This is a genomic window from Xanthomonas sp. A1809 (assembly GCF_017746015.1).
GTDB lineage: Bacteria > Pseudomonadota > Gammaproteobacteria > Xanthomonadales > Xanthomonadaceae > Xanthomonas > Xanthomonas euvesicatoria.
In genome coordinates, this window is the sequence record NZ_JAGHWZ010000004.1 from 168,139 (window position 1) to 193,529 (window position 25,391).

Genomic DNA, 25,391 nt, shown 5'->3' on the forward strand with positions numbered 1-25,391 from the left:
GTACGTTTCTCTCAGGGGTCAATTTTCTTGGGACAACAACACTGCCACCGGCGCACGTGCAAACAGCGTGGATAGCGTCACGCGGCCGCGCTGCGACTGCAGCGTGCTGCCATCGAGCACATTACGGTATGTGCCCTCGCCCAATGCCAACGACGCCTGACCCCAGGTAGCAGGCGCCACCAGCAACGGCAGATCGCCATCGCCTTCGACGCCGGCGCCCAGCCGCGTGACGGCCACCACCAGCGACTGACCGCGATACTGGCGACGGAATGCCAGCGCCTGTGCATCGCCGCCGACCGCCACGTTCAAGGGTTGGTAGTCGCCCTTCGCAAATAGCGCTGGAAATTCGCGGCGCAACTGCAGCAACAGCGCCGTCAGGCGCGCCTTGACCGCGCCATCGCGCCAGCTGCGCAGCAACCCGGAGAAGTCGCGCGCCTGCTGCAGCCACTGCTGGCGCTGGACGTAATCCACCGGACGGCGGTTGTCCGGATCCACCAGCGACAGATCCCAGCCTTCGGTCCCCTGGTACAGGTCGGGCACGCCGGGCACGGTCAGGCGCAAGGTGGTTTGCACCAGGCTGTTGCGCGCGCCGGCGGCGGCGATGTAGTTGCTTGCGCGCAGCAGCGCGCGCCGCAGCGGCAGCCCGGCGCGGCTGCACAGCACCTGCTCCACGGTGGCCTGCACGGCGTGCTCATAGGCCGGCGAGCCGTCGGTCCAGCTGGTGTGCAGCTTGGCTTCGCGCACCGCCTTGAGCAGCCATTGCGCGATGCGCTCGGCGTAGCCGGCAAGCGGCTCGGTCTGGTCGGCGCCCAGGCCGATCGGCCAGGCCGCCACCAGGGTCTGCCACAGCATCTGCTGGTCGCCCCCGGACAGGGCCGGCGATTCCAGCGCGTCGACCAGCGCATCGAACTGGGCACTCTGCTCGACCCACCAGCGCGGTTGCTCGGACAACACCGCCAGCCGCATGCGCAGGTCTTCGCCACGCTTGTGGTCGTGGGTGGCGGTGGCCAGCAACGCGCGCGGGTAATGCTTGGCACGCTCGAGATTCTGCGCGTGGAACTCGGCCGATTCGTTGGCGAAATGGGTCGGGTGGCTGCCGACCTCGTTGCGCGACAGCAGCACGCCGTGCCGGTAGAACGCGGTGTCCTCCACCGACTTGGCATTGAGCGGTGCGGACAGCTGCTCCACGCGACGGCGCAGGATGCGCCGCAAGGCGATCTGCGCACGGTCTGCGCCGGCATCGTCGAGCAACCACCGCTCGATCGCATCCACGGCCGCCACGATCGATTCCGGCATCCCCTCGCGCGCCTTTGCGGAGGTAGCGTGCAATCGCTCCGCTTCGCTGCCGGTGATGCCCTTGGCGCCGGCATAGGTGCGGTACACCGGGAACCAGCGCAGCAGCACGCACAAGCCGCGCGCCAGCATCTGCGGGCTGAACTCGCGCGTGGGCGGATCCAGCCGCGCCAACGCCGACAACGCACCCACGGCGCGATTGAATTCGCTCTGCAGCGGGCCACGCAGGATTTCGTCGCGGGCGGTGCGTTCTTCCTGCGCGAAATCGCCGCTGCGCCCGCTCACCTTCTGCCAGGCACGGACCAATGGCCGGAAGCCGGCCGCATCGTGCAACAGCCCGCCCACCTGGTCCATGAAGTCGTAACCGGTGGTGCCATCGCACGGCCAGTCGGCCGGCAGGTGCTCGCCCGGTGCGAGGATCTTTTCCAGGTACAGGCCCAGCGTGCCGGGCTTGAGCCCACGCGTGCGGCCGGCCGCATCCAGCCGGCTGCGCAGCTTGCGCACATAGCCGGTGGGGTCGGTCAGCCCGTCCACGTGGTCGATGCGCAAGCCGTCCAGATGGCCTTCGGCCACCAGCCGCAGCGGCAAGGCGTGCACCGCGTCGAACACCGCCGGCAATTCCACCCGCAAGGCCACCAGCGAGGTGATATCGAAGAAGCGGCGGTAGTTGAGCATGTCGTTGCCTACGCGCCACCAGTTCAGGCGATACGGCTGGCGTTCGATCAACTTGTGCAGGCGGCCGTCGCCGCGTTTGGCGCCGTCGTTGTAGTCGCGCAGCCACTGCGCACGTGCGCCCTTTTCGGGGATGTCCAGCGTCTGCGGACGAATCGGGTAACGCTGGTCGTAATGCGCCAACGCCGCGCTGCCGTCGTCTTCGATCACCAGCGTGATCAGGCCTTCGGCCAACGCTGTCGCATACGGGCGATCCAGCACCGCCAGCCACAGCTTGCCGTCGCGCCCGGGCGCGCGCCAGTCGATGTCGAACCAGTCGGCGTGCCTGGCGCTGCGGCCATTGCGCAGCACATCCCACCACCACGCATTCTGCGCATGCGTGGCCATATGATTGGGCACGATGTCGGCGATCAGACCCATGCCGTGTTCGCGCGCGGCCTGCGAGAGCGCCACCAGGGCGTCTTCGCCGCCGAGTTCGGGATTGACCACGGTGGGGTCGATGTTGTCGTAGCCGTGGGTGGAGCCCGGCACGGCCGTGCCGATCGGCGACAGGTACAGGTGACTGATACCCAGGCCTGCGTAGTACGGCACCTGCGCGAGCGCATCGTGCAGGGTGAAGCCGGCATGCAGCTGCAGGCGGGCGGTGGCGCGAAGATCGATCATGGATGCGGTTCCGAAACGGCCGCGACGCGACGCGCCTCGGCAAAGCCGTGCAGCGCCGAATGCAGGCGCGCATGCGGCAAGGGATCGGGCAGGCGTCGACGCCAGTTGGGATGCACTTCGACGGTGCCCGGCAGGTTGGGTTGTTCGTCCAGGGCCAGCGCGTCTTCCACCGGCAACAAGGCCAGCGGCGAGACACTGGTGGCGGTGAAGCGCAATGCGCCCAGCAGCGGGTCGTGCGCACTGCTCAGGCCGGCAAGTTCGACAGCGGCATCCAGCCGTGCCACGTCCTTGTTGCGCGCGGCGGCATCGTCGCTGGCCTGCGCGGGCTGGATCAATTCCAGCTTGCGCCGCCATTCGATATCGCGGCCGGTGCGCCAGCCGGTGAGCGTGGGCAGGTCGTGCGTGGTGGTGGTGGCGATCGCATCCGGCCGCCACAGCGCCGGCGAGACGAATGCGCCATCGTCGTCGCGGGTGAACATCAACACGTCGATGCCCATCACTCCACGCTGCGAGAGTTCTTCGCGGATGCCCGGCGGCACCACGCCCAGGTCCTCGCCGATGACGATCGCCCGGTGCCGCCACGATTCCAGCGCCAGCAGGTTGAGCAGATCGTGCAACGGGTAGGCCAGATACGCACCTTCATTGGAACTGGCACCATCGGGGACCACCCATAGCCGCATCAGGCCCAGGATGTGGTCGATGCGGATGCCGCCGCGGTCGCGCAGCACCGCACGCAGCAGCGCGATATACGGCGCGTAGCCGCTGCGCCGCAGCGCCGTGGGCGAATACGCCCCGATGCCCCAATGCTGGCCATCGGCATTGAAGGCATCCGGCGGCGCGCCCAGCACCAGCCCGCGCAATACGGTGTCGGCCGCCGCTGCGGCTTCGGCGCCGTTGGGGTCGAAGCCCACCGCCAGATCGGCGATCAAACCGATCTTCATGCCGCGCTCGTGCGCCTCGCGCTGCGCATCGGACCAGCTGCGCGCCGCCAGCCATTGCGTGAACACATGCAGCTGCGGATCGTTGTCGCCGAAATCCTGCGCAGCAAAGCGTGCAAAGCCCTCCAGCGCCGCGCCGCCTGCGTTGCGGAAGGCGACCAGATCGGCATGATCGGGCGAAACGCGCGTGTACAACTGGCGCAGCAATTCCCACTTGGCGTGCGCCGAGGCCTGCCAATCGATCAATGCAGCGTTATGCAAGCCATCGAAACGTTCGCGCAGGCCGGGCACCGCGTTGATGGCATCCAGCGCCAGTTCGCCCAGGATGCGCACCGGCGCGGCATGCAAGGGATCGAGAAAGCGCCGATCGCTGGGCGAATACGGGCTGTAGCCGCCGCTCACCGGGCGCGCGGCGTGCACCGGACTCAATGCCAGGGCGTCGGCGCCGGCCAAGGCCGCGTGCCGCAACCATTCCACCGTGCCGGCGGCATCGCCGATACCGCCGTCATCCAGGCTGCGTGCCGAATACACCTGCAGCGCCATGCCCCAGGCACGCGGCGATGGCTGGCCACAGGCATCGGCCACACTGAAGCAACGTGGCGGCGCCACGGCCACCTGCTGGGTAATCGCGCCGATCTGCAGCGTCCAGTAACCGAAACGCTGCGGCGCGCGCAGGCGCCCTTGCGCATCGGCACGCACGTCTTCGCTGGCGCCGCTGTCGTCGCTCCAGCGGCCACTGGCGTGTGCCGCCACGCGCAACGGCAGCGGCTGACCCACCTGCACCGTCAGCAGCGGCGCCGGCTCGTCGGCCTGCGCCTGGCAGCGGCGCAGGCTGTCGGCGCGCTGCGCCGCGGTGGCGGCCGGAAATTCCAGCGCGCTGAGCACCGCATGCACCGATTGCTCGGAGACCTGCCGCGGCTGGTCGCTGGCATCCACCCAATCCACCATCACCCCGGCCGCGGCGGCCAGGGTGTTGAGATCATCCCCGCCCGGATCGCGCGTACTCATGCCTGCGCCTCGTGCCAGGCGATGAAGCCATCGACCGGTAGTTCCCGCGCATCGGCAGCCACGTTTTCGACATGCGCCACGCGTCCGCGCAGCGGCGGCAACGGCACCGGCTGGGTGCCGACATTGAAGGCGATATGCCACAGCCCGCCCGGCAGCTCCCAGGTGGCGGCCACCGCGCCATCGGCAAGCACGCTGGCATGCACGGCGCGCGCCTGCGCCAGGCCCGGCACCAGCCACTGACGACGCACGTCCAGCAGCGCCGTGAACCAGCTTGCCCACTGCGCGCCGTCGCCATGCGCGGCATCGGCGATCGGCGCACGCGATGCCGCGAACGTGGCATGGCTGTTCGGATCGGGAATGGTGGCGCGCTGGGCCTCATCGGCAAACGCGGCGAAGTGCGCGAACTCCTTGCGGCGGCCTTCGCGCACCGCATCGTCCAACGGTGGGCCGAAGTCGGTGAAGAACAGGAACGGTTGCTTGGCGCCCCACGGTTCGCCCATGAAAAACAGCGGAATCATCGGCGTCAATGCGGTCAGCGCCAACGCCGCGCGCAAGCGTTGCGGCGACACCAGCACGCTCAGCCGCTCGCCGCGGGCGCGGTTGCCGATCTGGTCGTGATTCTGCGCAAACACGACGAATTTGTGCGGCGGCAAGGCGCCACTGGGTTCGCCCCGCACATGCCCGCGCGGGTCCGGCTCGCCCTGATAGGCGAACCCTTCGCCCAGCACGCGCGCCAGGTGCTCGGTCGGCTTGTCGGCGAACGCGGCGTAATAGCCTTCCTCTTCGCCAGTGAGCAGCACATGCAGTGCGTTATGAAAGTCGTCGTCCCACTGCGCGGTATAGCCACGCTGCAGTTGCGAGGCCTGATTGGCCTCGTTTTCCAGCACCAGATGCACATGCCGCCCGGCCGGCAGGCTGGCCTCGACGATCTCGCGCAAGGTATCCAGGAACGCGTTGGGCGATATCGCATGCACCGCATCCAGGCGCAGGCCGTCGAAACCGTATTCGTGCAGCCACATCAGCGCGTTGTCGAGAAAATACCGCTGCACCGGCGGCTTGCGGAAATCGATCGCTGCGCCCCACGGGGTGGGCTTGTCCTCGTTGAAGAACGGCGCGGCATAGCTGTGCAGGTAATTGCCGTCCGGGCCGAAGTGGTTGTAGACCACATCCAGCAACACCATCAGGCCATGCCCGTGCGCGGCATCGATCAGCGCCTTCAATTCATCCGGTGTGCCATACGCCTCCACCGGTGCATACGGCAGCACACCGTCGTAGCCCCAGTTGTGCGCGCCGGGAAACGCGCTCAACGGCATCAGTTCGATGGCGGTGATGCCCATCGCCGCCAGCTGCGGCAGTTGCGCCTGCACACCGGCATAGCCGCCGCAGGTGCCGACATGCACTTCGTAGATCACTGCCTCGTCCCACGGCCGTCCCTGCCACTGGGCGTTTTGCCAGGCATAGCCGTCGGTCGGCTGTACCGCGCTGGGGCCGTGCACGCCTTCGGGCTGCCAGCGCGAGGCCGGGTCCGGGACCGGCTCAGCGCCGTCGACGCTGTAGCGGTAACGCGCATTGGCAGCGCAGTCGATGACGGCGCTGAAAAAACCGTCCTGTCCCGCCTGCAGCGCGCGGCGCGCGCCGTCGTCGAAGACCACGTCCACGCTCTTGGCTGCTGGAGCCCAGAGCGCAAAGCGCACCTGTCCCTCACCCGCCGGCCAGGCGCCCCAGGCCGGTGTGATTGCATTGCGCTGGTTCATCGTTATTTCTCCGCTTGCAGATAGATCGTGGCCAGCGGCGGTAGGGTCAGGCGCAGACGTTGCGCATGCCCATGCATGCCCACCGGCTCGGTCGCCAGGCGACCGCTGTTGCCGAGGTTGCTGCCGCCGTAATGGGCACTGTCGGTGTTGAGGATCTCGCGCCAGAGGCCAGCACGCGGCACCCCCACGTGATAGTCGTGATGCGGTTGCGGGGTCAGGTTGCTCACTGCCAGCAACGGTGCGCCGCCGGCAGGATCGTGGCGGACGAACGCCAGCACGCTGTTGCGCGCATCGTCGGCCACGCTCCAGTCGAAGCCGTCGGCGCGATGGCTGCCGCGATACAGCGCCGGCGTGCGGCGCAGTGCGGCGTTGAGATCGCCCACCAGTTGCTGCATGCCACGATGGCGCGCGCCGTCCAGCAGATGCCAGTCCAGCGACTGGTCGTGATTCCAGTCGGCCCATTGGCCGAACTCGGCGCCCATGAACAGCAGTTTGTCGCCCGGGTGCGCCCACATCAGCGCCAGGTAGGCGCGCAGGTTGGCGAAGCGGCGCCAGTCATCGCCCGGCATCTGCCCGAGCAGGCCCCCGGTGCCGTGCACCACTTCATCGTGCGAGAGCGGCAACACGAAGCGTTCGTCGAAGGCGTACACCAGCCCGAAGGTGAGCTGGCTATGGTGCTGCGCACGTTCGGCCGGATCGCGCTGCATGTAGCCTAGCGTGTCGTGCATCCAGCCCATGTTCCATTTGTGGGTGAAGCCCAGGCCGCCATCGCTGATCGCGGCGGTCACGCCCGGCCAGGCGGTGGATTCTTCGGCAATGGTGAGCACGCCGGGGAACTGGGTGGCGATTTCGCGGTTGAGCTGGCGCAGGAACGCGACCGCCTCCAGATTCTCGCGGCCGCCATGCGCGTTGGGCACCCACTCGCCTTCGGCGCGGCCGTAGTCGCGATACAGCATCGAGGCCACCGCATCCACGCGCAGGCCGTCGAGGTGGTAATGCTCAATCCATTCCAGCGCGCTGCCCAGCAGGTAAGCGGTCACCTCCGGCCGGCCGTAGTTGTAGATCAGCGTATTCCAGTCGCGATGCATGCCTTCGCGCGGGTCGGCATGCTCGTACAGCGCGGCGCCGTCGAACTGGGCCAGGCCGTGCGCGTCATCGGGAAAGTGCGCGCTGACCCAGTCCAGGATCACGCCGATACCGGCGCGGTGACAGGCATCGACGAACTGCGCAAAGCCGTCCGGGCTGCCATGTCTCGCGGTGGGCGCATACAGGCCCAGCGGCTGATAGCCCCAGGAACCGCCGAACGGGTGTTCGGTGATCGGCAGCAATTCGATATGCGTGAAGCCGAGCTGCTGTACGTAAGGAATCAACTGCTCGGCCAGCGTTGGCCAGTCCAGCGGTTGGTTGTGTCCGTCGCGGCGCCAGGAGGCGGCATGCACCTCGTAGATCGACAGCGGCGCCGGCACGGCGCCGGGGTCGCGGTTGGCCATCCAGGCCGCATCGGTCCAGGCGAATGCGGCGGCGCTGGGCACCACCGAAGCGGTTGCCGGCGGCAATTCGGTTTGCCGGGCCACCGGGTCGGCCTTGAGCAGCACCCGCCCATCGGCTGCGGTGACGGCATATTTGTACCGGGCGCCGGCTTCCACGCGCGGCAGGAAGAGTTCCCAAAAGCCACCGATGCGCTGCCGCATCGGATGCCGCCGCACGTCCCAGCCGTTGAAGTCGCCAACCACCGCCACGCGTTGGGCATGGGGTGCCCACACCGCAAAGCGCACGCCCGGCACATCGCCACAGTGGACATGCTGCGCGCCCAGCGCACGACGCACGGCCTGGCCATCGCCGGCAGCGATCTGCAGCAACAGCGATTCGTCCAACGTGGCCGCGAACGCGTACGGGTCTTCGACCTCCTGCACCCTGTCTGGCCACACGATGCGCAGCCGGTACGGCCCATCGGCCGCCAGGATGCCTTCGAAGACGCCATAGATGGCGCTGGCCTGCATGCGCGCGAGCAGCTTGCCGCGCGGGTCGATCAAGCCCATCGCCTCGGCGCCCGGTGCCAACACGCGCACCTGACGGCGGCCATCGGCCAGCGGTTTCGGTCCAAGCACCGCAAAGGCATCGGCCGGCAAGCCGTTGGCCAGGGCTTGCAGGGTCTGCGACGTTTCCGAGATCCCTTCCGTGGTCATGCCGTCTGCTTCCGTGCGCTGCTCCTGCCCGCCCTGCCGTTCGCTCATGACACCGTCGCGAGCGCGGGCGCGGTTGCGGCGGTGTGTTCGTAGAGCGAGAGGTATTTCTTGCCTGCCACGTCCCAACCGCTGGGACGCAACATGGCCGCGCGCCGCATCGCAGACAGCAGGCTGGGCAGGCGGAAGGTGCGGAAGGCGCGCTCCAGGCAGCGGCGCAGCGCTTCGACGCTGGCGTGCTGGAACAGGAAGCCGGTCACGCCATCGTCCACGGTGTCGATCAGCCCGCCGGTCGCATGCGCGATTGGCAGGCAGCCGAAGCGCTGCGCATACATCTGGCTCAGGCCGCAGGGCTCGAAGCGCGAGGGCATCAGCAGGAAGTCGGCACCGGCGAACATGCGCCGCGCCAGGCCTTCCTCGAAGCCGATGAAGGCGCCCACCTGACCGGGATAGCGCCTGGTCAGCTCGGCCACCTGCCGTTCGATCTCCGGCTCGCCGCCGCCGATCACCGCGATCTGGCCGCCAGCGGCCACGATCTGCGGGGCCACCTCGCAAATCAGGTCCAGGCCCTTCTGATGCACCAGCCGCGACACCACCGCAAACAGCGGGCCGGTGCTCTCGCGCAGCCCGAATGCCTTGCGCACCTGCGCTGCATTGGCCTGCCGGCCCTGCCACTGGTTCACGCTGAAGTGCGAATCCAGGTATTCATCGGTGCGCGGATCCCAGCTGGCGTCGATGCCGTTGACGATGCCGGTGAGCGCGCCCTTGGCAGCGCGACCGGCCAACAGCCGGTCCAGGCCGCAGCCCTGTGCCGGGCCGGTGATCTGCTTGGCGTAGCTGACGCTGACCGTGTTGACGTGGTCGGCATTGACGATGCCGCCGCGCAGGAACGACATCTGCCCGTAGAACTCCAGCTCGGCCACCCGCTCGGCAGGGATGCCCAGCGCGGCGGCCATCGAATACGGCACCAGGCCCTGGTAGGCCAGGTTATGGATGGTCAGCAGGCACGGCGTGGTGCCGCCGGACCAGCGCACATAGCCGGCCGCCAGCGCGCAGGGCCAGTCGTTGAGATGCAGCAGGCGCGGTTTCCAGCCCAGGCCGGCGTGGCCGGCCGCAATCTGAGCGGCGGCATGCGACAAGGTGGCAAAACGGATCGCGTTGTCTTCGAACTCCGAACCGCTGGTGCTCACATAGGGCGAGCCGTCGCGTTCGAACAATTCCTTGGACAGCAGGATATAGATCGGCAGCCCGTCCGATTGCACGATGCGGCCGATGTCGCAGGCCGGCAGCGCGGCATGCGCCAACACGCGGCCCACGATCTCCACCTTGCCCGCACGCTCGAGCACGGCGCGGTAGCCAGGGATCAGCACGCGTACGTCGTAGCGGTGGCGCAGCGCGCGCGGCAACGCAGCCGCCACATCGCCCAACCCGCCGGCCTTGATGAAGTCCGCCATTTCCGACACCACAAACAAGGCACCGCGCGTGTCTGCCAACGAGACCGGCAAGCGCTCGTGGTGACGGATGAAGCGGCCACGCGCATCGCGCGGGCGCCCGCTCTTCTTCAGAGTCGGGAGCAGCGTGCTGCGCTCTAAGCGTGCGGTAGTAGCGTGAAGCGGCATCATGGCAACCATCGAAACATCCGTCGTAATGTGGGTGGAGACGGAAAAACGGCGAAGCGAAAACCGCCGTCTGCCGATTCAGCCAGACGACTTGCTACGAGTGAGGAGCGTGGGCAACGCGCGTACTCCACGTCGCCCTTGCAGAGGAATCTACACCCCGACCAAATAAAATATGCGTGAACACGTGCTGACTTTTCTGCGACAGCCCACATTCCTTTACGCGCAGTTGCGCACGCCTCAAGGCATAAGCGCCACATTGCAGTGCGATGACATCCCCGTCTCGGTGCGTTGGCCGTGACATGCACCGAATGCGGGAACTTCCGGCCGCGTTCGCCCTCATCCGGGTAACCGGTTCATCAATGCCTTGTTTCGCGCCTGGCGACCATGCTTCGCGCCCGGCCTGCATGCCGTTGCCGCGCGCTACGGCCCGGCTTGCTCAAGCGCCCCCTCCATGGGCCGATATCGAGCGTTAGCACAAGACCTCTCGAGACCCTGGCGCATGGCAGACCAGCCCGAACACCCAAGCCGCCCCCGTGGCGGGCTGCGCCGCCTGTTGCCCTGGGGCGGCACGGACACCGCGCGCCCTGCCGCTGCCCTGCCGACGGTGATCAATGGCGAGCGCAGCGGTCATGGCCTGGCCGCGCACCAGCTGGTGCCGGCCAAGGCCAAGTCCGGCGCGCACGATCCGGCCGCTGCCACTGCATTGCTGATACGGCTGTTCTCGCATGCCGCGCATCCCGAAGCGCTGCTGCTCGCGTTCGCCGAAGGCATCGCCAGCCTGCATGGCGAGCTCGGCGACATGGGCGTGCGCCTGAGCGCGGCGTATGCGGCCGGCGATTGGCCCGGCTATGGCCGTGCCTTGCGCCAGCTCATCGACAAATACATCCGCACCATCGATATCGGCGATTCGCTGGCCGAAGGCCGCACGGAAGCCGAGCAGCTGCGCGATCTGCTGCGCCACGCGCTGGGCAATGCCCTGGCCACGCTGTTGCAACGCAGCCCGGAGCTGGCCGAAGAGGCGCAAACGCTGGCATCGGCGCTGCGCCACTGGCGCCCCGGACACGAGCTGATCACGCTGGAACAACGCCTGCGCGAACTCAGCCACCAGATCGGCCTGCGCGCCGAAGATGCCAGCGAACAACAGAACCTGTTACTGGGCCTGTTCGACCTATTGCTGGAGAACGTCGGCGAACTCCTGGACGATCGCAGCTGGTTGCAGGGCCAGATCTCGGTGGTGCGGCAACTGATTTCCGGCCCGCTGGATGTCAGTTCCATCGAACAGGCACGCGGCACCCTGCGCGAGGTGACCTACAAGCAGGGTCTGCTCAAGCAGGGCATCGCCGAGTCCAAGACCGCCATGCGCGAAATGATGGTGTCCTTCGTCGACCGGCTGGACGGCATGGCCACCAGCACCGGGCAATACCACGACCGCGTTGCCGGCTATTCGCAGGCGATCGGCGAGGCGCGCGGCATCCCCGACCTCAACCGGCTGCTGCAGGACCTGCTGCAGGACACCGCCGGCGTACAGGCACAGGCCCTGGCAGCGCGCGACGAACTGCTCGCGGCACGCCGGCAGGTGGAAGATTCCGAACAGCGCATCGCCTTGCTCGAACAGGAGCTCAAGGACGTCGCCGGTTTGGTGCGCGAAGACCAACTGACCGGCGCGCTCAACCGGCGCGGCTTCGAAGAACTGTTCCAGCGTGAAGCCGTGCGCACCCAGCGCAGTGGCCAGCCCCTATGCGTGGCAATGCTGGACCTGGACGACTTCCGCCGCCTCAACGAGACCCACGGCCACGCCGGCGGCGACGCCGCGCTGCGCCATACGGTGGAGGTGGCCAAGGCGGTGCTGCGCACCACCGATGCCATCGCCCGCTTCGGCGGCGAGGAATTCGTGCTGCTGCTGCCGGACTCGACCATCTTCGAAGCCAGCGCGGCGGTGATCCGCCTGCAACGCGCACTGTCGCAGCGCTCGCTGCTGCATGACGACGTGCGCGTGTTCATCAGCTTCAGCGCCGGCGTGGCGCTACGCGGGACCGACGAGACCCAGGACGAGGTCATCCGCCGCGCCGACCGCGCCATGTACGACGCCAAGGCGGCTGGCAAGAACCGGGTGATCAACGCCGATTAGCGGCGATCGTCGGCGAACGCCCGGTGCACCCGGGCGATCGCTAAGCGGTATGTACCGTGCTGGCTGGCCTGGCGGCGCGCCGTGCATCAATGCGCGGGCTTGGCTCCGCGCAGCTTCTGAAACAGCATCACCGCGCCCAGCACGAGCGCGCCGGCGACCACGCCAACCAGCATGTTGCCCAGCGCTTCGACCAGCCAGCCCATGCCGCCGGCCGACTTGGCCAGATCCACCACCAGGTGATGCAGCGCCGGGATGTTGTGCACCAGGATGCCGCCGCCGACCAGGAACATCGCCAGCGTGCCGGCCACCGACAGGAACTTCATCAACCACGGTGCCGCCACCAGGATGCCGCGGCCCAGGGCCGCCAGCGCGGCGCCCTTCTTGGTCAGGTACAGGCCCAGGTCGTCCAGCTTCACGATCGCGGCGACCACGCCGTAGACGCCGATGGTCATCGCCAGCGCAATGGCCACCAGCACCGCCACCTGCTGCCCGAAGGACACCTCCGAGACCACGCCCAGCGAGAGCACGATGATCTCGGCCGAGAGGATGAAATCGGTGCGGATCGCGCCCTTCACCTTGTCCTTTTCCAGCGCCACCACGTCCACGTTCTGGTCGGCCAGCGCGCGGGTGCGTTCGGCATGCCGCTGTGCTTCTTGCTCATCGTTGTGCAGAAACTTGTGCGCCAGCTTTTCCACGCCCTCGAAGCACAGGTAGGCGCCACCGATCATCATCAGCGGCATCACCAACGGGACGTTGTAGCCGCGCCCGCGCAGCCACGCTTCCAGCGCGCTGATCGCCAACGCCGCCGGCACCAGGATCATCTTGTTGACCAGCGAGCCCTTGGCTACCGCCCACACCACCGGCAATTCGCGGTCGGCCGTGACGCCGGTGACCTGCTGCGCATTGAGCGCCAGATCGTCGCCCAACACGCCTGCGGTCTTCTTGGCCGCAACCTTGGTCAGGATGGAAACGTCGTCCAGCAGTGTGGCGATGTCGTCGAGCAGGGTGAACAGGCTGGCACCGGCCATGCGCAAGGTCCTTCTGGGGTGGTCGCGAATTCTCGCCGATCCCGCACCCGCGTGGGGTGATGAGCGGCCATTGCGCGGTCGTTGCACGCTGTTGGCAGAGCGATGCAGGCACCGCAGCGCCTGCGCTTGCGGCCGTTCGTACTCGCCTTGGGCAGGTTTGCCTGCGGTGTGCGCAAGCGCGCGGATTCACTACGCGACGACCCGTCGCTGGCCACACTCGCCGCCTGCATGACGCCCCCGGAGATGGCCTTGAGTCACAACGACCCGCACCGCGCCCCGGCCGCAAGCCCGGCAGATCATGCCGTGGTTGGCGGCATGAGCCGGCGCACGCAGATCCTGCGCTTGTTGTTGCGCTATCGCGGCTCGGGCGTGTTCGCTGGCATGAACCTGGACCCGGCGGCCATCAACGAATACGAAGTGCCCGCAGAAGGCACCCCGGACCAGTTCGTCTCCGACCTGGAATCGCTCGGGCCCACCTTCGTCAAACTGGGCCAGATGCTGTCGACCCGGCCGGACATCGTGCCGCCGGAATTTGCCACCGCGCTGGAGCGCATGCAGGAGAACACCAGCTCGGTGCCGGTGGAGCGCATCCGCCAGATCATCGAGGAAGAGCTCGGGGTCTCGGTCAACAAGGCGTTCTCGTTCTTCGACCCGGTCCCGTTGGGCTGCGCCTCGCTGGCGCAGGTGCACCGCGCTGCGCTGCGCGACGGCACGCCGGTGGCGATCAAGGTGCAGAAGCCCGAAGTGGCCGCGCAGGTGCGTTCGGATCTGGACGTGCTCAAGAGCTTCGCCACTGCCGCCGACCGTCTCACCGGCATTGGCCGGCGTGTGCGCTTTGCCGACTGGCTGGGCGAATTCGGCAAGACCCTGCGCGCCGAGCTCAACTACGAAGACGAAGCCGAAACCCTGGCGCGCTTCGGCAAGCACCTCAAGCCGTTCCCCTTGCTGTGGGTGCCGCAACCGGTGTGGGACCTGAGCAGCCGCAAGGTGCTGACCATGCAGCTGGCCGAAGGCGTGCGCGTGGACAAGATCTCCGGTCTTCGCCGCACCGAACAGCCGATGGACGAGCTGGCCGCGGAACTGGTCAAGGGGTATCTGGACCAGATGTTCGTGCATGGCGAAATCCATGCCGACCCGCATCCGGGCAATTTGCGGGTGCTGCAGGACGGGCGTCTGGCCATCTTCGACCTGGGCATGGTGGCGCATGTGCCGCCGCGCCTGCGCGAGCGCCTGCTCAAGTTGCTGTTTGCCGCGGTCGATGGGCGCGGCGAGGAAGTGGCCGAAGAGACCATTGCGCTGAGCACGCGGCTGGAGGATTACGACGAAGAACGCTACCAGCGCGAAACCGGGCAGATGATCGCGCGCTACGCAGCGCACGATGCCACCTCCGAAGGCCGGGTGGTGCTGGATCTGGTGCGTATCGCCACCTCGACCGGATTGCGGACGCCGCCGGAGTTGAGCCTGCTCGGCAAGACCTTGCTGAATCTGGAAGGCGTGTGCCGCGCGTTGTCGCCCACGCTGGATACCCGCCGCATCGTCGAGCGCCATCTGCAGCACGTGATGCGCGCGCGCCTGAAGAAATCCCTGTCCGCGGCCAACCTGGCCAGCGAGGCGATGGAACTGCAGCACCTGGTGCGCGAAGGACCGCGCCGCATGTCCGAGATTCTGTCGCTGGCTGCGGAAAACCGCCTGCAGATGCGCGTCACCGGGCTGGAAGAATCGCACCTGATGGAAAGCCTGCAGAAGATCGCCAACCGCGTGGCGGCGGGCATCGTCACGGCTGCGCTGATCATGGCGTCGGCGCAGATGATGCGCATCGAAACCGGCTTGAAGTTATGGGGCTACCCGGCTATTGCGATGGTGCTGTTCCTGCTCGGGGTCGTGCTGGGGCTGGGCATTGTGGTCAGTGCGCTGCTGTTCGACCGCCGCGTGCGAGCGCGCGAAGAGCGTGGGCACCGCTAGTCGTTAGGGCTGGTTGCCGCAGGTGGGCGCCTTGGTGCCCTGCGGGCAGGCATTGGGTCTGCGTCAGTCACCAGCCTGCGAACAAGTGCCCCTGACAAGACCGCGCCGCACGCACCCGGCGGGCGCGGCCGGAACCGGCATGTGACGTGTAAGCGACGGTTGCTGCGCGCTGTCCACGTTCAGTGACGACTGCTTCTTATCGTGTCGACAGTCCGTTCAACCGCGCAGGCAGGTGTGAGCGATTGCGCGTCAGGGGTAGCGCCTGTGATCTCCGCATTGCATGCGTGCACGACACGTGCAGCGAGCACAACCACTACCACGCGTGGGCGCAAGGGATCTGACGCCACCTGCGCTTCAGCATCTTCGCACTGGTTGGTGCGCACGGATGCGTCGCCGCTGTCCGGCGATGCTGGGCCGGAGGTCAGGCCGGATCTGTCTGCAACAAACATTTCAGTCAGCTTCGGCGCGGCATAGTCCGTCATCCGGGTGTCACATTGCAGGTGGCGCACAGGACATGGCGAGCAAGGCGTCCGGTACGCGCTCGCACCATTCCCCCACGGACGCTGCGCATGCATTGGATGTTGTTGGTTTCGTTGTTGCTATTGCTGTGGCTGTTGGTCGCTTCTCCGCGTCTGGCATGGCTCAAGGCTGGCCTGTTGTCGCTCTTTCTGCTGCTGCTCAGCGCCTGGGGATTGGTCGACCGGCTCAGCGGCGACGGTATCAATGCAGCCACGCTGTATCACCTGCGCGCCGACATGGACGGCGCCGGCGTCAGCGACTTTTCCGGCTATATCGCGGTTTTCGTCGGCATGCTGTTGCTCTCGCTGAGCCCGCTGTTGCTGGTGCGGGTACGCCGCTTCCAGCGTCCGCGTGACGGCGGCGCCGTGTTCGCAGGCTTTGTGGGCATGTTGCTGGTCGGCATCGCCGCAAGCCCGCTGTATCGCGATGGCAAGCGCCTGTACTACCAGCTGCGCCCGGTCGATTACGCCACCGTGGTGCCGGAATACCAGGTGCCGCAGCAACCGCTGCACAAGCGCAAGAACATCGTCTGGATCTACGGCGAAAGCCTGGAGCGCACCTACTTCGACGAACAGGTGTTTCCGGGCCTGATGCCCAATTTGCGCGCGCTTGCGACCGAAGCGGTGGACGTACGCAATCTCGCCTCCGCCGAAGGCAGCGGCTGGACCATCGCCGGCATGGTCGCCTCGATGTGCGGCGTGCCGCTCACCACCGCGCCGGGCGATGAAAACAGCATGGACCGCATGGGCATGTTCCTGCCCGAAGCGCGCTGCCTGGGCGATTACCTCAAGGATCAGGGCTACCGCAATCATTACGTGGGCGGTGCCGATGCCAGCTTCGCCGGCAAGGGCCGTTTCCTGTCCAGCCATGGCTTCGACGTGGTGCATGACGTGCACCATTTCCACGACCAGGGTGTCGCGCCAAAGCACTTTTCTGCATGGGGCGTGCACGACGATGTCCTGCTGGACGACGCCTGGGATACCTTCCAGACGCTGTCGCGTGCCGGCCAACCCTTCATGCTGACCACGCTGACCATGGACACCCACCATCCGGCCGGCCACCTGCCACTGGCGTGCAAGGGCCAGCAGTACGACAGCGCACTGGGCGATATCGGTCTGCTGCATGCAATCAAATGCAGCGACCGTTTGATCGGCGAACTCGTCGCACGCATCCGCAGCAGCCGGTATGGCAAAAACACCATCATCGTCATCGCCTCCGATCATCTGGCCATGCCCAACGACCTGAGCGACGTGCTGGCCAAGCAGAAACGCGAGAACCTGCTGTTGTTCCTGGGCAAGGACATCGCGCCACAACAGGTCCACACGCGCGCAGGCAGCACGCTCGATTCGGGCGCAACGCTGCTGCAGTTGCTGGAACCAGGCATGCGCACGCTGGGCTTTGGCCGCTCGTTGCTGGCCCGCGATGCCCCACCCAGTGCCAGCGCGGCCGCCAGCCGCGACAGCGGCAAGGACTATCCGCGCTACCTGGCCTACGCGCGCACGCTGTGGACCGGGCGCAGTACGCGCATGCTGCGCATCAATGGCAATGGCGATGTGGTGGTCGGCGTGCAACAGGTGCGCCCACCGGTGCTGCTGGAATACGACAAGGACACCAACCTGAAAACGGTGTACCTGGAAAACACCTCGCGTCAGTTCGACCGCACGCATTCCAAAGGCACGCTGGCCTATGTGGACCGCTGCACGGCGTTCGAAGACGGCTCGGCCGATGGCCACTGGTGTGCGCTGGTGGTGGACCGCCACCAGAGCATGAAGCTGTATCGCGACCCGGACCTCACCCGCGGCATCGCCGTCGACGCGCCGCTGGAAGCCACCCAGCAGGGCCCGCGTCCGCGCGTGCGTCAGCCGATCATGCTCACCCAGGCTGCGCGCAAGACCGATGCCGGCCGCTACATGCTCGAGCTATACGCCAAGCGCCGGCCCACGCGCGCGTTCTGGGTGGAAGCGGTGTCCTCCGAACGTAAGGTCGTCCTGGCACAGCAATGGGTCGTGCCCGACGCCGCCGGGCGCATCCGCATGCCGGTGGGCCTGGAACATGCGGTGGAAGACCTGGAGATTCGTGCCTGGCTTGATTACACCGAAGACGTCAGCGTGGACGACCTGGCCTTGGTCAAGGACATCCCGGTGGCGGATCGCTCCTGATGTGCCGACATGCGTCCATCGATGGTCGGGCATGGTTGTGCAATCAGCGCAAGCCGACCGACTTGCCGCTGCGCAGCCCTCGCCGACCTCGCCAGCTCAGTCATCCGACGCAGGCGCACCATCTCCGGCCTCGCGTGCCACGGCGGCCCCTGCACGACTGAAGCGGATCTCCTGCGGCGACTGCAACGCAATGCCCACCGTCGCCATGCGCTGCAGCAGCGCGAAGAACAGCTGGCTGCGCACGCCATACGAATCGCGCGGACTGCTCACGTAGGCGAACGAGTTGAAATTGACGTGCCCGCCGGCCAGCGAATCGATGAACACCGATGGCGCCGGTTCGGCCAGCACCTTCTCGTGCTCGGCGAACAAGGCCAGCAACATGTCGCGCACCCTGGCCACGTCGGTTTCCAGCGGCACCGAGAACTGCAACTGCACACGGCCCATCGGATTGGACAGCGTCATGTTGCGCACGCTCTTGGTGATCAACTCCGAGTTGGGCACGATCAACGTGGAGCGGTCGCCCACCTGGATTTCGGTCGCTCGCACGCTGATCTTGCGCACGTCGCCTTCCTGATCGCCGATACGCACCCAATCGCCGATCTTCACCGGACGCTCGGCCAGCAAGATCAACCCGGACACGAAGTTCTGCGTAATCGCCTGCAGACCAAAACCAATGCCCACCGACAGTGCGCTCAACACCAGCGCCAACCGCTTCAAATCCAGACCCAGCGCCGTGAGCCCCCACACCACCACGATCAACCAGCCCAGATAGCGCGCCACCGTGCTGATCGAATTCCGCGCTCCCGCATCCAGTTCGGTCTTGGGCAGATAGGTGTTGAGCAGCCACTTCTGCACCACATGGACCACGACCAGTCCTAGGACGGAGACGAGCAACGCACGCACCACCGCCGCCGGCGTGATCGTCAGCTCATTGCCGATTTTGATACCGTGCGAGACGTTTTCGGCCCAGCCGGTCACGGCGGACAGGTTGGCCCCATAAGGCGTGACCAATGCGGCAATGCCCAGCAGAATCAATAGGACACGCACCACTGCAGACAGCAACAGGCCCAGTTGCACCAGGCGCCCGCTGCCGGCACCAGAGGCATGCGACAGCGCACGGCTAAAGCGTCCGTCCGGGTTGAAGATCCAGGTCAGCAGGTCGTCGGCGAACACCACCAGTAACCCGAGCAGGCTGCAGATCAGCGTGATCCAGATGATCTGCCGGGCGATAAACAGCGACAGATTGATATAGCCGAACAGGGCAGCCAACAGCGACACAATCACCGCAACATGCCCGAGCAGGCGGATCAGCACGATGAAACCGCCACCTCGCGACACCACAGGTGGTGGCTCGCTGCTGTCGACATTGGCTTGCCCGGCGCTCGCAGCGCGTGCACGCAGCGACAGACTCAGGCCAGCCAGGGCTGACAGGATCAAACCGGCATACAACAGCGCAGCAATTGCGTCGGTGGCAGTGGTTGCGGCATCGCTCGTGTGCGCCACCTCGTTGAGCTTCATCGCCATACCGCTGAACCAGCTCACCGCCGCGGTCGCCAAGCAATGCAGCCTCAGGCGATCGACGGTCGCGTCATCCAGTGGAAACAACCGCCAGGTGGGCTGGTGCTTCATCAACAAGCTGGCGCTCAGCGAGCCGATAAACGCAGCGACGAAACTGATAATGACAAAAGCACTCAGCAATTGATCCAGATCGGCCGGCACCTGAGCAATGGCACGAACCGTTTCGACGAGGACCCATGCCGCGATGCCAAGACTGAGCGTTCCGATCAACAGAAACCACAGGGCCAATCCGGAGCGGCGCAAACGGCCCCCAGGCGCACGTGAGGCGGCATAGCGACGACCGAGATGTCGCAGGAAAATGCGCAGCGGAAATGCCAACAGTAGTGCGATCAGCGCGCCAGTCACCAGGCTGCCCACACCATTGGCGGCCGTCCCACTCCGCAGGAGCTGCGCTGCCTCATCATACAAAGCTCGCAAACGCGCGCGGTCATCCGGCCATTGCTGTGAAATCTGGTTCCAGAGAGCCGGCGATAGAGGAGATGCCACACGCGTGGACATCTGCACGCTGAACAGTTGTGCGCGCTTTTGCTCAAGTCGATCGGCCAGATCACGCGCTTTGGAATCCAGAAGATTGGCGCGTTTGAATTCTGCATCCAGCGCGCTCTGCTCTTTTTTTAGCGCTTCCCGCTGTTTTTTCAGATCGCTCGCTTCGCCGCTTTGGGCATCCCCCAATCCGGCCAGCTGTGAACTGATTTGCTTGAGTGGCGGATCCAGCTCGCGCGCCAGGTCCTGTACCTGCCGCTGCGCCGTTGTCACTTGGTCAATCAGCTTACGCAGCTGCTCGTCGTCGGCCTTTTCCAATGCGGCATCGGCTGTGTCCAGCGACTTTTGTGCATTGTCCAACTGCGTCTGAGCTGTCTCCAACAGCGTGTCTTCTTCCTGGGCGAAAGCACCCACATGGACAAGCCACAAGGCGCAGCACAGCAGCACACGCAGCAACACGCTCGAACGGGCAGACGCGGATCGAAATTCGGACACAGGCAGACATCGCACAAGCGCGGGACCGCGCGGTGCCGGCATTTTAAGGCACCTTCCTATCGGGCCAATCACCGCCGCGGTGTCGATTCATGCGGACGCAAGCGTACCGACCGGCACGCAATGCGCCGCGTCCGCAGGCAACCCAGCCGCGATGACTCACAGACTCGGACAGGACCGGGAGGACACTGTCGGCAAGTACAACGACGTTTACAGTGCAAGATCTGATTGATAGCGCGGAGCAGACCCACATGCCGCAGGCATCCTGCTGCTTCGCAGCAACCAAGGCGCAGTCACGCCATCATGGCCGCAGGCGGACCGGGTCTCGGCTCAGCGGCGCAGAACGCCAACCAGCGCGCGCCGCGCTTTGCCAAGGACCTGCGCGCCCACTCAGCCAACCCGCGCATGAATGGGCATGCCGCGTTGTCACTTTGCGACAACACGCCGCTGACGCAGAATCGAGCCACCGCTGCGGCAGACGCAGCGGATGACCGCGAAGGAGATCCTCTATGCAGATTCAGATCCAGACCGACAAGCACGTGCCACACGATCCGTCCGTTGTGGCGCATGTCGAAAAGACCTGCACCGCCCAGCTGGCCCATTTCGCCAGCGACATCACCCGTGTGGAAGTGCATTTGCGTGATGAGAACGGCCAGCGCGGCGGCGCAGCGGATCGAACCTGCAGCATCGAGGCGCACGTCGCCGGCCTGCCGCCGATCGCGGCTACCAACAGCGCCGAAACGACGGCCTCTGCCGTGACCGGAGCTGCGCGCAAACTGCGCACTGCCATCGAACATGCACGCGGCAAGCAGCACTCCAAGGCCACCGCCCCGCCGCCGGACATGCTTTGATCTGATCTGGAGGTTGGCATCTGCCTCGGCGGCTGCCAACCTTTGCGGCGATGGCATCGCGGCACGTCATCTAGCGATGCGCGAAGCGCCCCTCCAAAACCTGTGACCCTTAAACGGCATTCGGCCCGTCGCACTCATCTTGCGGCGGGCCGAATGCTTTGAATCTCTTGGTGCTTACGGAAAGAGCCCAATCCCAAGCACACGGCGCCGATTTTTAGGATTGTCGACCTGATTTCTGGCTTTTATGCCAGCAGCAGCCAGGCAACATGACTAGCGACGCAGATAACCCGCGTAGCGACAGGCTGAGCCGCACCAATCGGGTGCAACGTAGCCTGGATCCTTTCGCCCATTGCACGGCATTGCTGAAGGTATACGTATGGTTGCTTCCCACAGCAGCACGGGATTATGTCTTGAGTCCGGCAGCAAACGGATCGGACTCGCCTTGCGCAGTTCGGCTTTCGATCTCCATTTCTTACCGGCAGATTCGTAAGTCAGCCCGTTCGAGTTCCCGGCAACTCCCAGGCGCTTCAACCGTAATTGCATGGCCTGGAAAAGATAGCCAACCGCTGCTGCAATTTTCCATGATCGCAGCAATGCAATCGCTCGACAGCGAACTGGCCACGGACCGACGCAGCCACTCGATTCCCTCATCCAGCCCGGCTCGCCCCGGCCCGCAGGGTTCGGCAGCGTGTGGCTGGCATGCGAATCAGGGTATGCGCAGAAACAGATAAGCCGCAGTGGTGTTAGGGAAAATGCGGCTCAAAGGGCCGGCTGCTGCCTTGGTGCGGTTGCACCTTGTTGGTTTCGCGATCTTGGTGCTCGGAAATGCTGCCATCTGCTCTCCAAGCCACACCACGCGTCCTGGGCGATCGCTCGAACACTCCACCCCGTCATCGCGCCATCGCTCCGCGCGGGCACCGACGCCCATCAACCAACGCATGTCTCCACGCTGGCGCACACACGCGCACGTCTTCGTCCCTGCAAGGACGGCCGCGGCAGCAAACATATTTGGCCAGCACAGACGAATTGATTGTTCGGATGTGGAATGATCGTTTCGCCAAGCGCGCGTCAAGATTCTGTGGATTCATGCGAACTTCAAGCTCGCCGACGACGATGACACATACCACGCAAGGTGGCCGTGGATAGCAGGGACGCCTGGGCGCATCGATTGCGAGCGAAGAAGTCACGCTCTGGTTGCACGGGCAGCTGAGCGCAGCATATGCACCTTGCCGGGTCGGCGTGCCGCACGTCACGCATGATTGTCCGGTCCACGCGTCTGGCTGCCGATCGCGATCCCCACGCTGCAATCAAGCCCCTCGCCGCCATGCCCTTCTTGATGAGGTACCCATCGTCCGGCGCTATCGATCAATCGCCCCGCAAGCCTGGGCGAGAGCATGCCGATATCCCCCCAACGCGAGGACAAGCCGTGACGAAGATCTCTTCAGCCAGTACCTCTCAGCAACCGCAAGCCACAAGCGGCGATATTGTGATCGAGATACCGGCACAACGATGCGACGATACATCGACGCCCAGGATCGATTCTCCCCTCTCCGCCCTGCCGCCCAGACCTTCGGGACGACGCAATAGCACAGGAAGCGACAGCGGATATGAAACCGCCAACGATGCAGACCTGTCCCCCTATGGAAGTCCGCAGCTGCATGCTCCGCTGCGTGGGGAAGAGGGCAGCAGCGAGCAGTTCTACGACGCTGAAGACTCCTTGGAACCGTCGGCCTTGCCATCACTTTCCCAGGAACACGCTGCACAACATGGCTCCCAAGCGCATGCATCCACCTCTGCGACAGGCACTGCGCGCTTGGGCGCACTGGCGGCGTCGGTCCGCGCAGGTGCAACACATGGAGTCACCACCCTCCTTGGACCCGCCGCGACAGCGGTCGCAGCTGCGGCGCGCGGTGTCATACCGATCAACTTCGACAAACAATACCTGGGCGCTGCGCTGGGACATCTCGTGCACCAGACCACCTCCGTGGGACCGACCACGTTCGTGCGCGAGTTGATCGGCGAAGCGCTGTTTGCCGCGTTTCGCCAGCTCCCACCCGAAGCAGTCGTTGCCATGCAGGCGGTGTCGGGCACGCTGCATCTGGCCCTGCATACGCTGCGGCGCAACCGCGAAAACCGCAACCCGGATGCCGCCGCCCGAGGTTTTCACAATCTGAATCTTGAACAGTGGGAAGCGCTGTCCGAAGACGAACGTCATCACAAGAGGAGCGAGCAGCAACATTACTCGAATCTGGTCACCCGGCTCGCGCTGACCGGCATCTTGAGCAATATCGCCATCGGCGCTGCGGGCAAGGCTTCTGGCCGACCGGAGATGGCGGCCAGGCTGCTGGCCAGTGAGCTCAAGGTCGCCCCTTATGCTGCGGCCCGCGACGCCATCCAGGCGACATTCCGCATGGTGGGAATGCGGTCACCGACCAACGGTGGCGTCAGCGATCCCCACGTCACCAGTGCAGGCAGGTTTTACGGCATGGCCAACGTCCTGACCAACCTGGCGTCGAACGAGCTGGAGGCACCAGACTTTGCATCGGCCAGGCAGCGCTGGGCAGGACTGATGTCGCCCTTCAACATGGGAGAGGCGACCAGGGTCGTCTTTCAGCAAGCGGCGGTGAACGCGGCCTTGAATGTCGGTCTGGAGACAGCCGACTGGCTCAATGTCACCCAACACGAAGCCGACGAAGCCGGGACGCAGCAGATCTGGGAACCAACCTGGAAGGCCAAGCGCGAGGATTATGAGCGGGTCATGGATCATTCTGTCGCGCGCACGGCCGCCATCAATTCCAACATCGCATTCGGTACAGCAGTCAACATGATTGGCACCTGGCTCGGTTTGTCGCCAGCACGCAGCGCATTGCTCTCCAATACGTTGGCGGGCATGGCTGCCGGCATGCAGTACAAGGTCATCGCCGGCACCTGGCAGGCTGCAGCGGCGGTGCGCGAAGCCGAGGCCGCTCGCACGCGAACTGAGTGAGCGTGGCCGCGCCTGGCGACGGCTATCGCGCAGCCATCGGCAAGTGCAGCACCTGGTGGTCGCACACGCACTGCCGGTTCACCGGCGGTGCGTGTGCGACAGCTGTGTGGTGGCTCCACGCGCAGCCTCCAGCACGTCCTAACAAACCGACCGGCGGCGGCGGACAGCAGGGATTGATCGAAAGCTAGGCTGCGTATGCCAATTCTCAGCTCAGGTCGCGGCTAGCGGGTCTCTGCACCACAGGTCTCCAGCCGCGCGACGCACCTTGTCGACCCATGATGACGGATGCTGCTGTGGCGATCGCCATTTCAGTCACCGTATGCGCGACAGCACGGTCACCGCTCTATTTCTGCAGATAGTTCCGTCGCGGGGCGCCGCCGCTTTGTACGGTCCTACGCCATCACACCAGGGAATCCCCGCGCACATCGGGCTGCGCCTACGTCCTCCTGCAGTGGCACACCCGCTATTCATCAATCACACCACGCCTTAGCAGAATCGAATGAATGGCATGCGCATATTTATCGCGCTCGCCCGGCGTTTCGGAATGGTAGGCGCCTACTGCAGCCCAGGTATTTCCATATTTATTGGTCATCTCGCGCAACCTCCAAGCTGCCACATACACGCTGACGCACGGCTGCATCAACGCGTCCTTGGAGATTCCATAGCCGGATAGCCGCCGCAGGTGGATGGAGTTGATCTGCATCTTTCCGTAATCCACCGTACCGTTGTTGTTGCGATGGATCGCGTCGGCGCGACCGCGCGATTCCTGCCAGGCAATGGCCCGCAGCACCCAAGGGTTGACATGCTGATATCCGGCAGCTTCTTCGAAGCAATCCGCACGTGCGAAAGGCGCTGCGCATGCCAGCGCTGCCGCAAACAAAATGCGCTGCGGACCAGCCCCTGCCCGACGACCACGTCCGGACCATTGCGCGCGCATGCGCCGCTTTGGCGAAAGCCCGGACGAGGCCTCCCACTGCCAATTGGATGCTTTATCGACATACTTGCATGCGATCGTTGAATTGATCATGTGTCGTTACCTCGATCTCGATTGAATACAGGTCTCCAGGTGAGTAGA

13 protein-coding genes are annotated in these 25,391 nt (G+C 65.6%); 5 read left to right on the plus strand and 8 right to left on the minus strand.

What is annotated here, in order from left to right; translation table 11 throughout:
• Positions 1–18 precede the first annotated feature (18 nt).
• From treY to glgA, 5 genes are read right to left on the minus strand one after another with little or no spacing between them, the layout of a single operon-like run.
• Positions 19–2,628, minus strand: a complete 2,610-nt coding sequence (gene treY, locus J7396_RS04630) for a malto-oligosyltrehalose synthase (protein ID WP_209261067.1) — start codon at positions 2,626–2,628, stop codon at positions 19–21.
• A complete protein-coding gene (locus tag J7396_RS04635; protein ID WP_065628473.1) occupies positions 2,625–4,574 on the minus strand; it encodes a 4-alpha-glucanotransferase in 1,950 nt (649 codons plus the stop codon). Before J7396_RS04635 ends, treY begins: the two co-directional genes overlap by 4 nt.
• On the minus strand, positions 4,571–6,328 hold the full coding sequence (treZ, locus tag J7396_RS04640; protein ID WP_209261068.1) for a malto-oligosyltrehalose trehalohydrolase: 1,758 nt from the start codon (positions 6,326–6,328) through the stop codon (positions 4,571–4,573). Before treZ ends, J7396_RS04635 begins: the two co-directional genes overlap by 4 nt.
• 2 nt (positions 6,329–6,330) lie before the next feature.
• Positions 6,331–8,562 (minus strand): 1,4-alpha-glucan branching enzyme, encoded by a 2,232-nt coding sequence (locus J7396_RS04645; protein WP_057681064.1) that lies wholly within the window; start codon positions 8,560–8,562, stop codon positions 6,331–6,333.
• Entirely contained in the window at positions 8,559–10,142 is a 1,584-nt protein-coding gene (gene glgA / locus J7396_RS04650) for a glycogen synthase GlgA (protein WP_008575489.1), read from the minus strand. Before glgA ends, J7396_RS04645 begins: the two co-directional genes overlap by 4 nt.
• A gap of 487 nt (positions 10,143–10,629) precedes the next feature.
• On the opposite strand from glgA, the gene J7396_RS04655 reads away from it, so the two are divergent.
• The gene (locus tag J7396_RS04655; RefSeq protein WP_014089156.1) at positions 10,630–12,258 is read left to right on the plus strand and encodes a GGDEF domain-containing protein; all 1,629 of its coding nucleotides are present in this window, start codon (positions 10,630–10,632) and stop codon (positions 12,256–12,258) included.
• A gap of 86 nt (positions 12,259–12,344) precedes the next feature.
• Here J7396_RS04655 and J7396_RS04660 read toward each other — a convergent pair whose 3' ends face one another.
• Positions 12,345–13,286, minus strand: coding sequence for a DUF808 domain-containing protein (locus J7396_RS04660; protein ID WP_184423296.1), 942 nt, complete (start codon positions 13,284–13,286; stop codon positions 12,345–12,347).
• Between the two features lie 243 nt (positions 13,287–13,529).
• Between J7396_RS04660 and J7396_RS04665 the strand changes: the two genes are divergently transcribed.
• Together J7396_RS04665 and J7396_RS04670 are read left to right on the plus strand one after the other, a co-directional pair.
• Positions 13,530–15,248, plus strand: coding sequence for an AarF/UbiB family protein (locus tag J7396_RS04665; RefSeq protein WP_033478989.1), 1,719 nt, complete (start codon positions 13,530–13,532; stop codon positions 15,246–15,248).
• A 569-nt stretch (positions 15,249–15,817) separates the two neighbouring features.
• Positions 15,818–17,926, plus strand: coding sequence for a phosphoglycerol transferase I (locus J7396_RS04670; RefSeq protein ID WP_209261069.1), 2,109 nt, complete (start codon positions 15,818–15,820; stop codon positions 17,924–17,926).
• 96 nt (positions 17,927–18,022) lie between these two features.
• Here the strand turns inward: J7396_RS04670 and J7396_RS04675 are convergent, their stop codons facing one another.
• Positions 18,023–20,524, minus strand: coding sequence for a DUF3772 domain-containing protein (locus J7396_RS04675; protein ID WP_206516367.1), 2,502 nt, complete (start codon positions 20,522–20,524; stop codon positions 18,023–18,025).
• A 464-nt stretch (positions 20,525–20,988) separates the two neighbouring features.
• On the opposite strand from J7396_RS04675, the gene J7396_RS04680 reads away from it, so the two are divergent.
• Together J7396_RS04680 and J7396_RS04685 are read left to right on the plus strand one after the other, a co-directional pair.
• The gene (locus J7396_RS04680) at positions 20,989–21,330 is read left to right on the plus strand and encodes an HPF/RaiA family ribosome-associated protein (protein WP_007974834.1); all 342 of its coding nucleotides are present in this window, start codon (positions 20,989–20,991) and stop codon (positions 21,328–21,330) included.
• 1,426 nt (positions 21,331–22,756) lie between these two features.
• Positions 22,757–24,316, plus strand: coding sequence for a hypothetical protein (locus tag J7396_RS04685; protein WP_209261070.1), 1,560 nt, complete (start codon positions 22,757–22,759; stop codon positions 24,314–24,316).
• A 463-nt stretch (positions 24,317–24,779) separates the two neighbouring features.
• On the opposite strand, the gene J7396_RS04690 is transcribed toward J7396_RS04685, so the two are convergent.
• Entirely contained in the window at positions 24,780–25,343 is a 564-nt protein-coding gene (locus J7396_RS04690) for a lytic transglycosylase domain-containing protein (protein ID WP_031420808.1), read from the minus strand.
• Positions 25,344–25,391: the final 48 nt, after the last annotated feature.

Excerpts from the sequence above, each read along its gene's own strand:
- J7396_RS04655 (WP_014089156.1), top strand. The coding sequence starts at position 10,630 with ATGGCAGACCAGCCCGAACACCCAAGCCGCCCCCGTGGCGGGCTGCGC.
- J7396_RS04645 (WP_057681064.1), bottom strand. The coding sequence starts at position 8,562 with ATGAGCGAACGGCAGGGCGGGCAGGAGCAGCGCACGGAAGCAGACGGC.
- J7396_RS04665 (WP_033478989.1), top strand. The coding sequence starts at position 13,530 with ATGGCCTTGAGTCACAACGACCCGCACCGCGCCCCGGCCGCAAGCCCG.
- J7396_RS04675 (WP_206516367.1), bottom strand. The coding sequence starts at position 20,524 with ATGCCGGCACCGCGCGGTCCCGCGCTTGTGCGATGTCTGCCTGTGTCC.
- J7396_RS04635 (WP_065628473.1), bottom strand. The coding sequence starts at position 4,574 with ATGAGTACGCGCGATCCGGGCGGGGATGATCTCAACACCCTGGCCGCC.
- J7396_RS04690 (WP_031420808.1), bottom strand. The coding sequence starts at position 25,343 with ATGATCAATTCAACGATCGCATGCAAGTATGTCGATAAAGCATCCAAT.
- treY (WP_209261067.1), bottom strand. The coding sequence starts at position 2,628 with ATGATCGATCTTCGCGCCACCGCCCGCCTGCAGCTGCATGCCGGCTTC.
- J7396_RS04680 (WP_007974834.1), top strand. The coding sequence starts at position 20,989 with ATGCAGATTCAGATCCAGACCGACAAGCACGTGCCACACGATCCGTCC.
- J7396_RS04660 (WP_184423296.1), bottom strand. The coding sequence starts at position 13,286 with ATGGCCGGTGCCAGCCTGTTCACCCTGCTCGACGACATCGCCACACTG.
- treZ (WP_209261068.1), bottom strand. The coding sequence starts at position 6,328 with ATGAACCAGCGCAATGCAATCACACCGGCCTGGGGCGCCTGGCCGGCG.
- J7396_RS04670 (WP_209261069.1), top strand. The coding sequence starts at position 15,818 with ATGCATTGGATGTTGTTGGTTTCGTTGTTGCTATTGCTGTGGCTGTTG.
- glgA (WP_008575489.1), bottom strand. The coding sequence starts at position 10,142 with ATGGTTGCCATGATGCCGCTTCACGCTACTACCGCACGCTTAGAGCGC.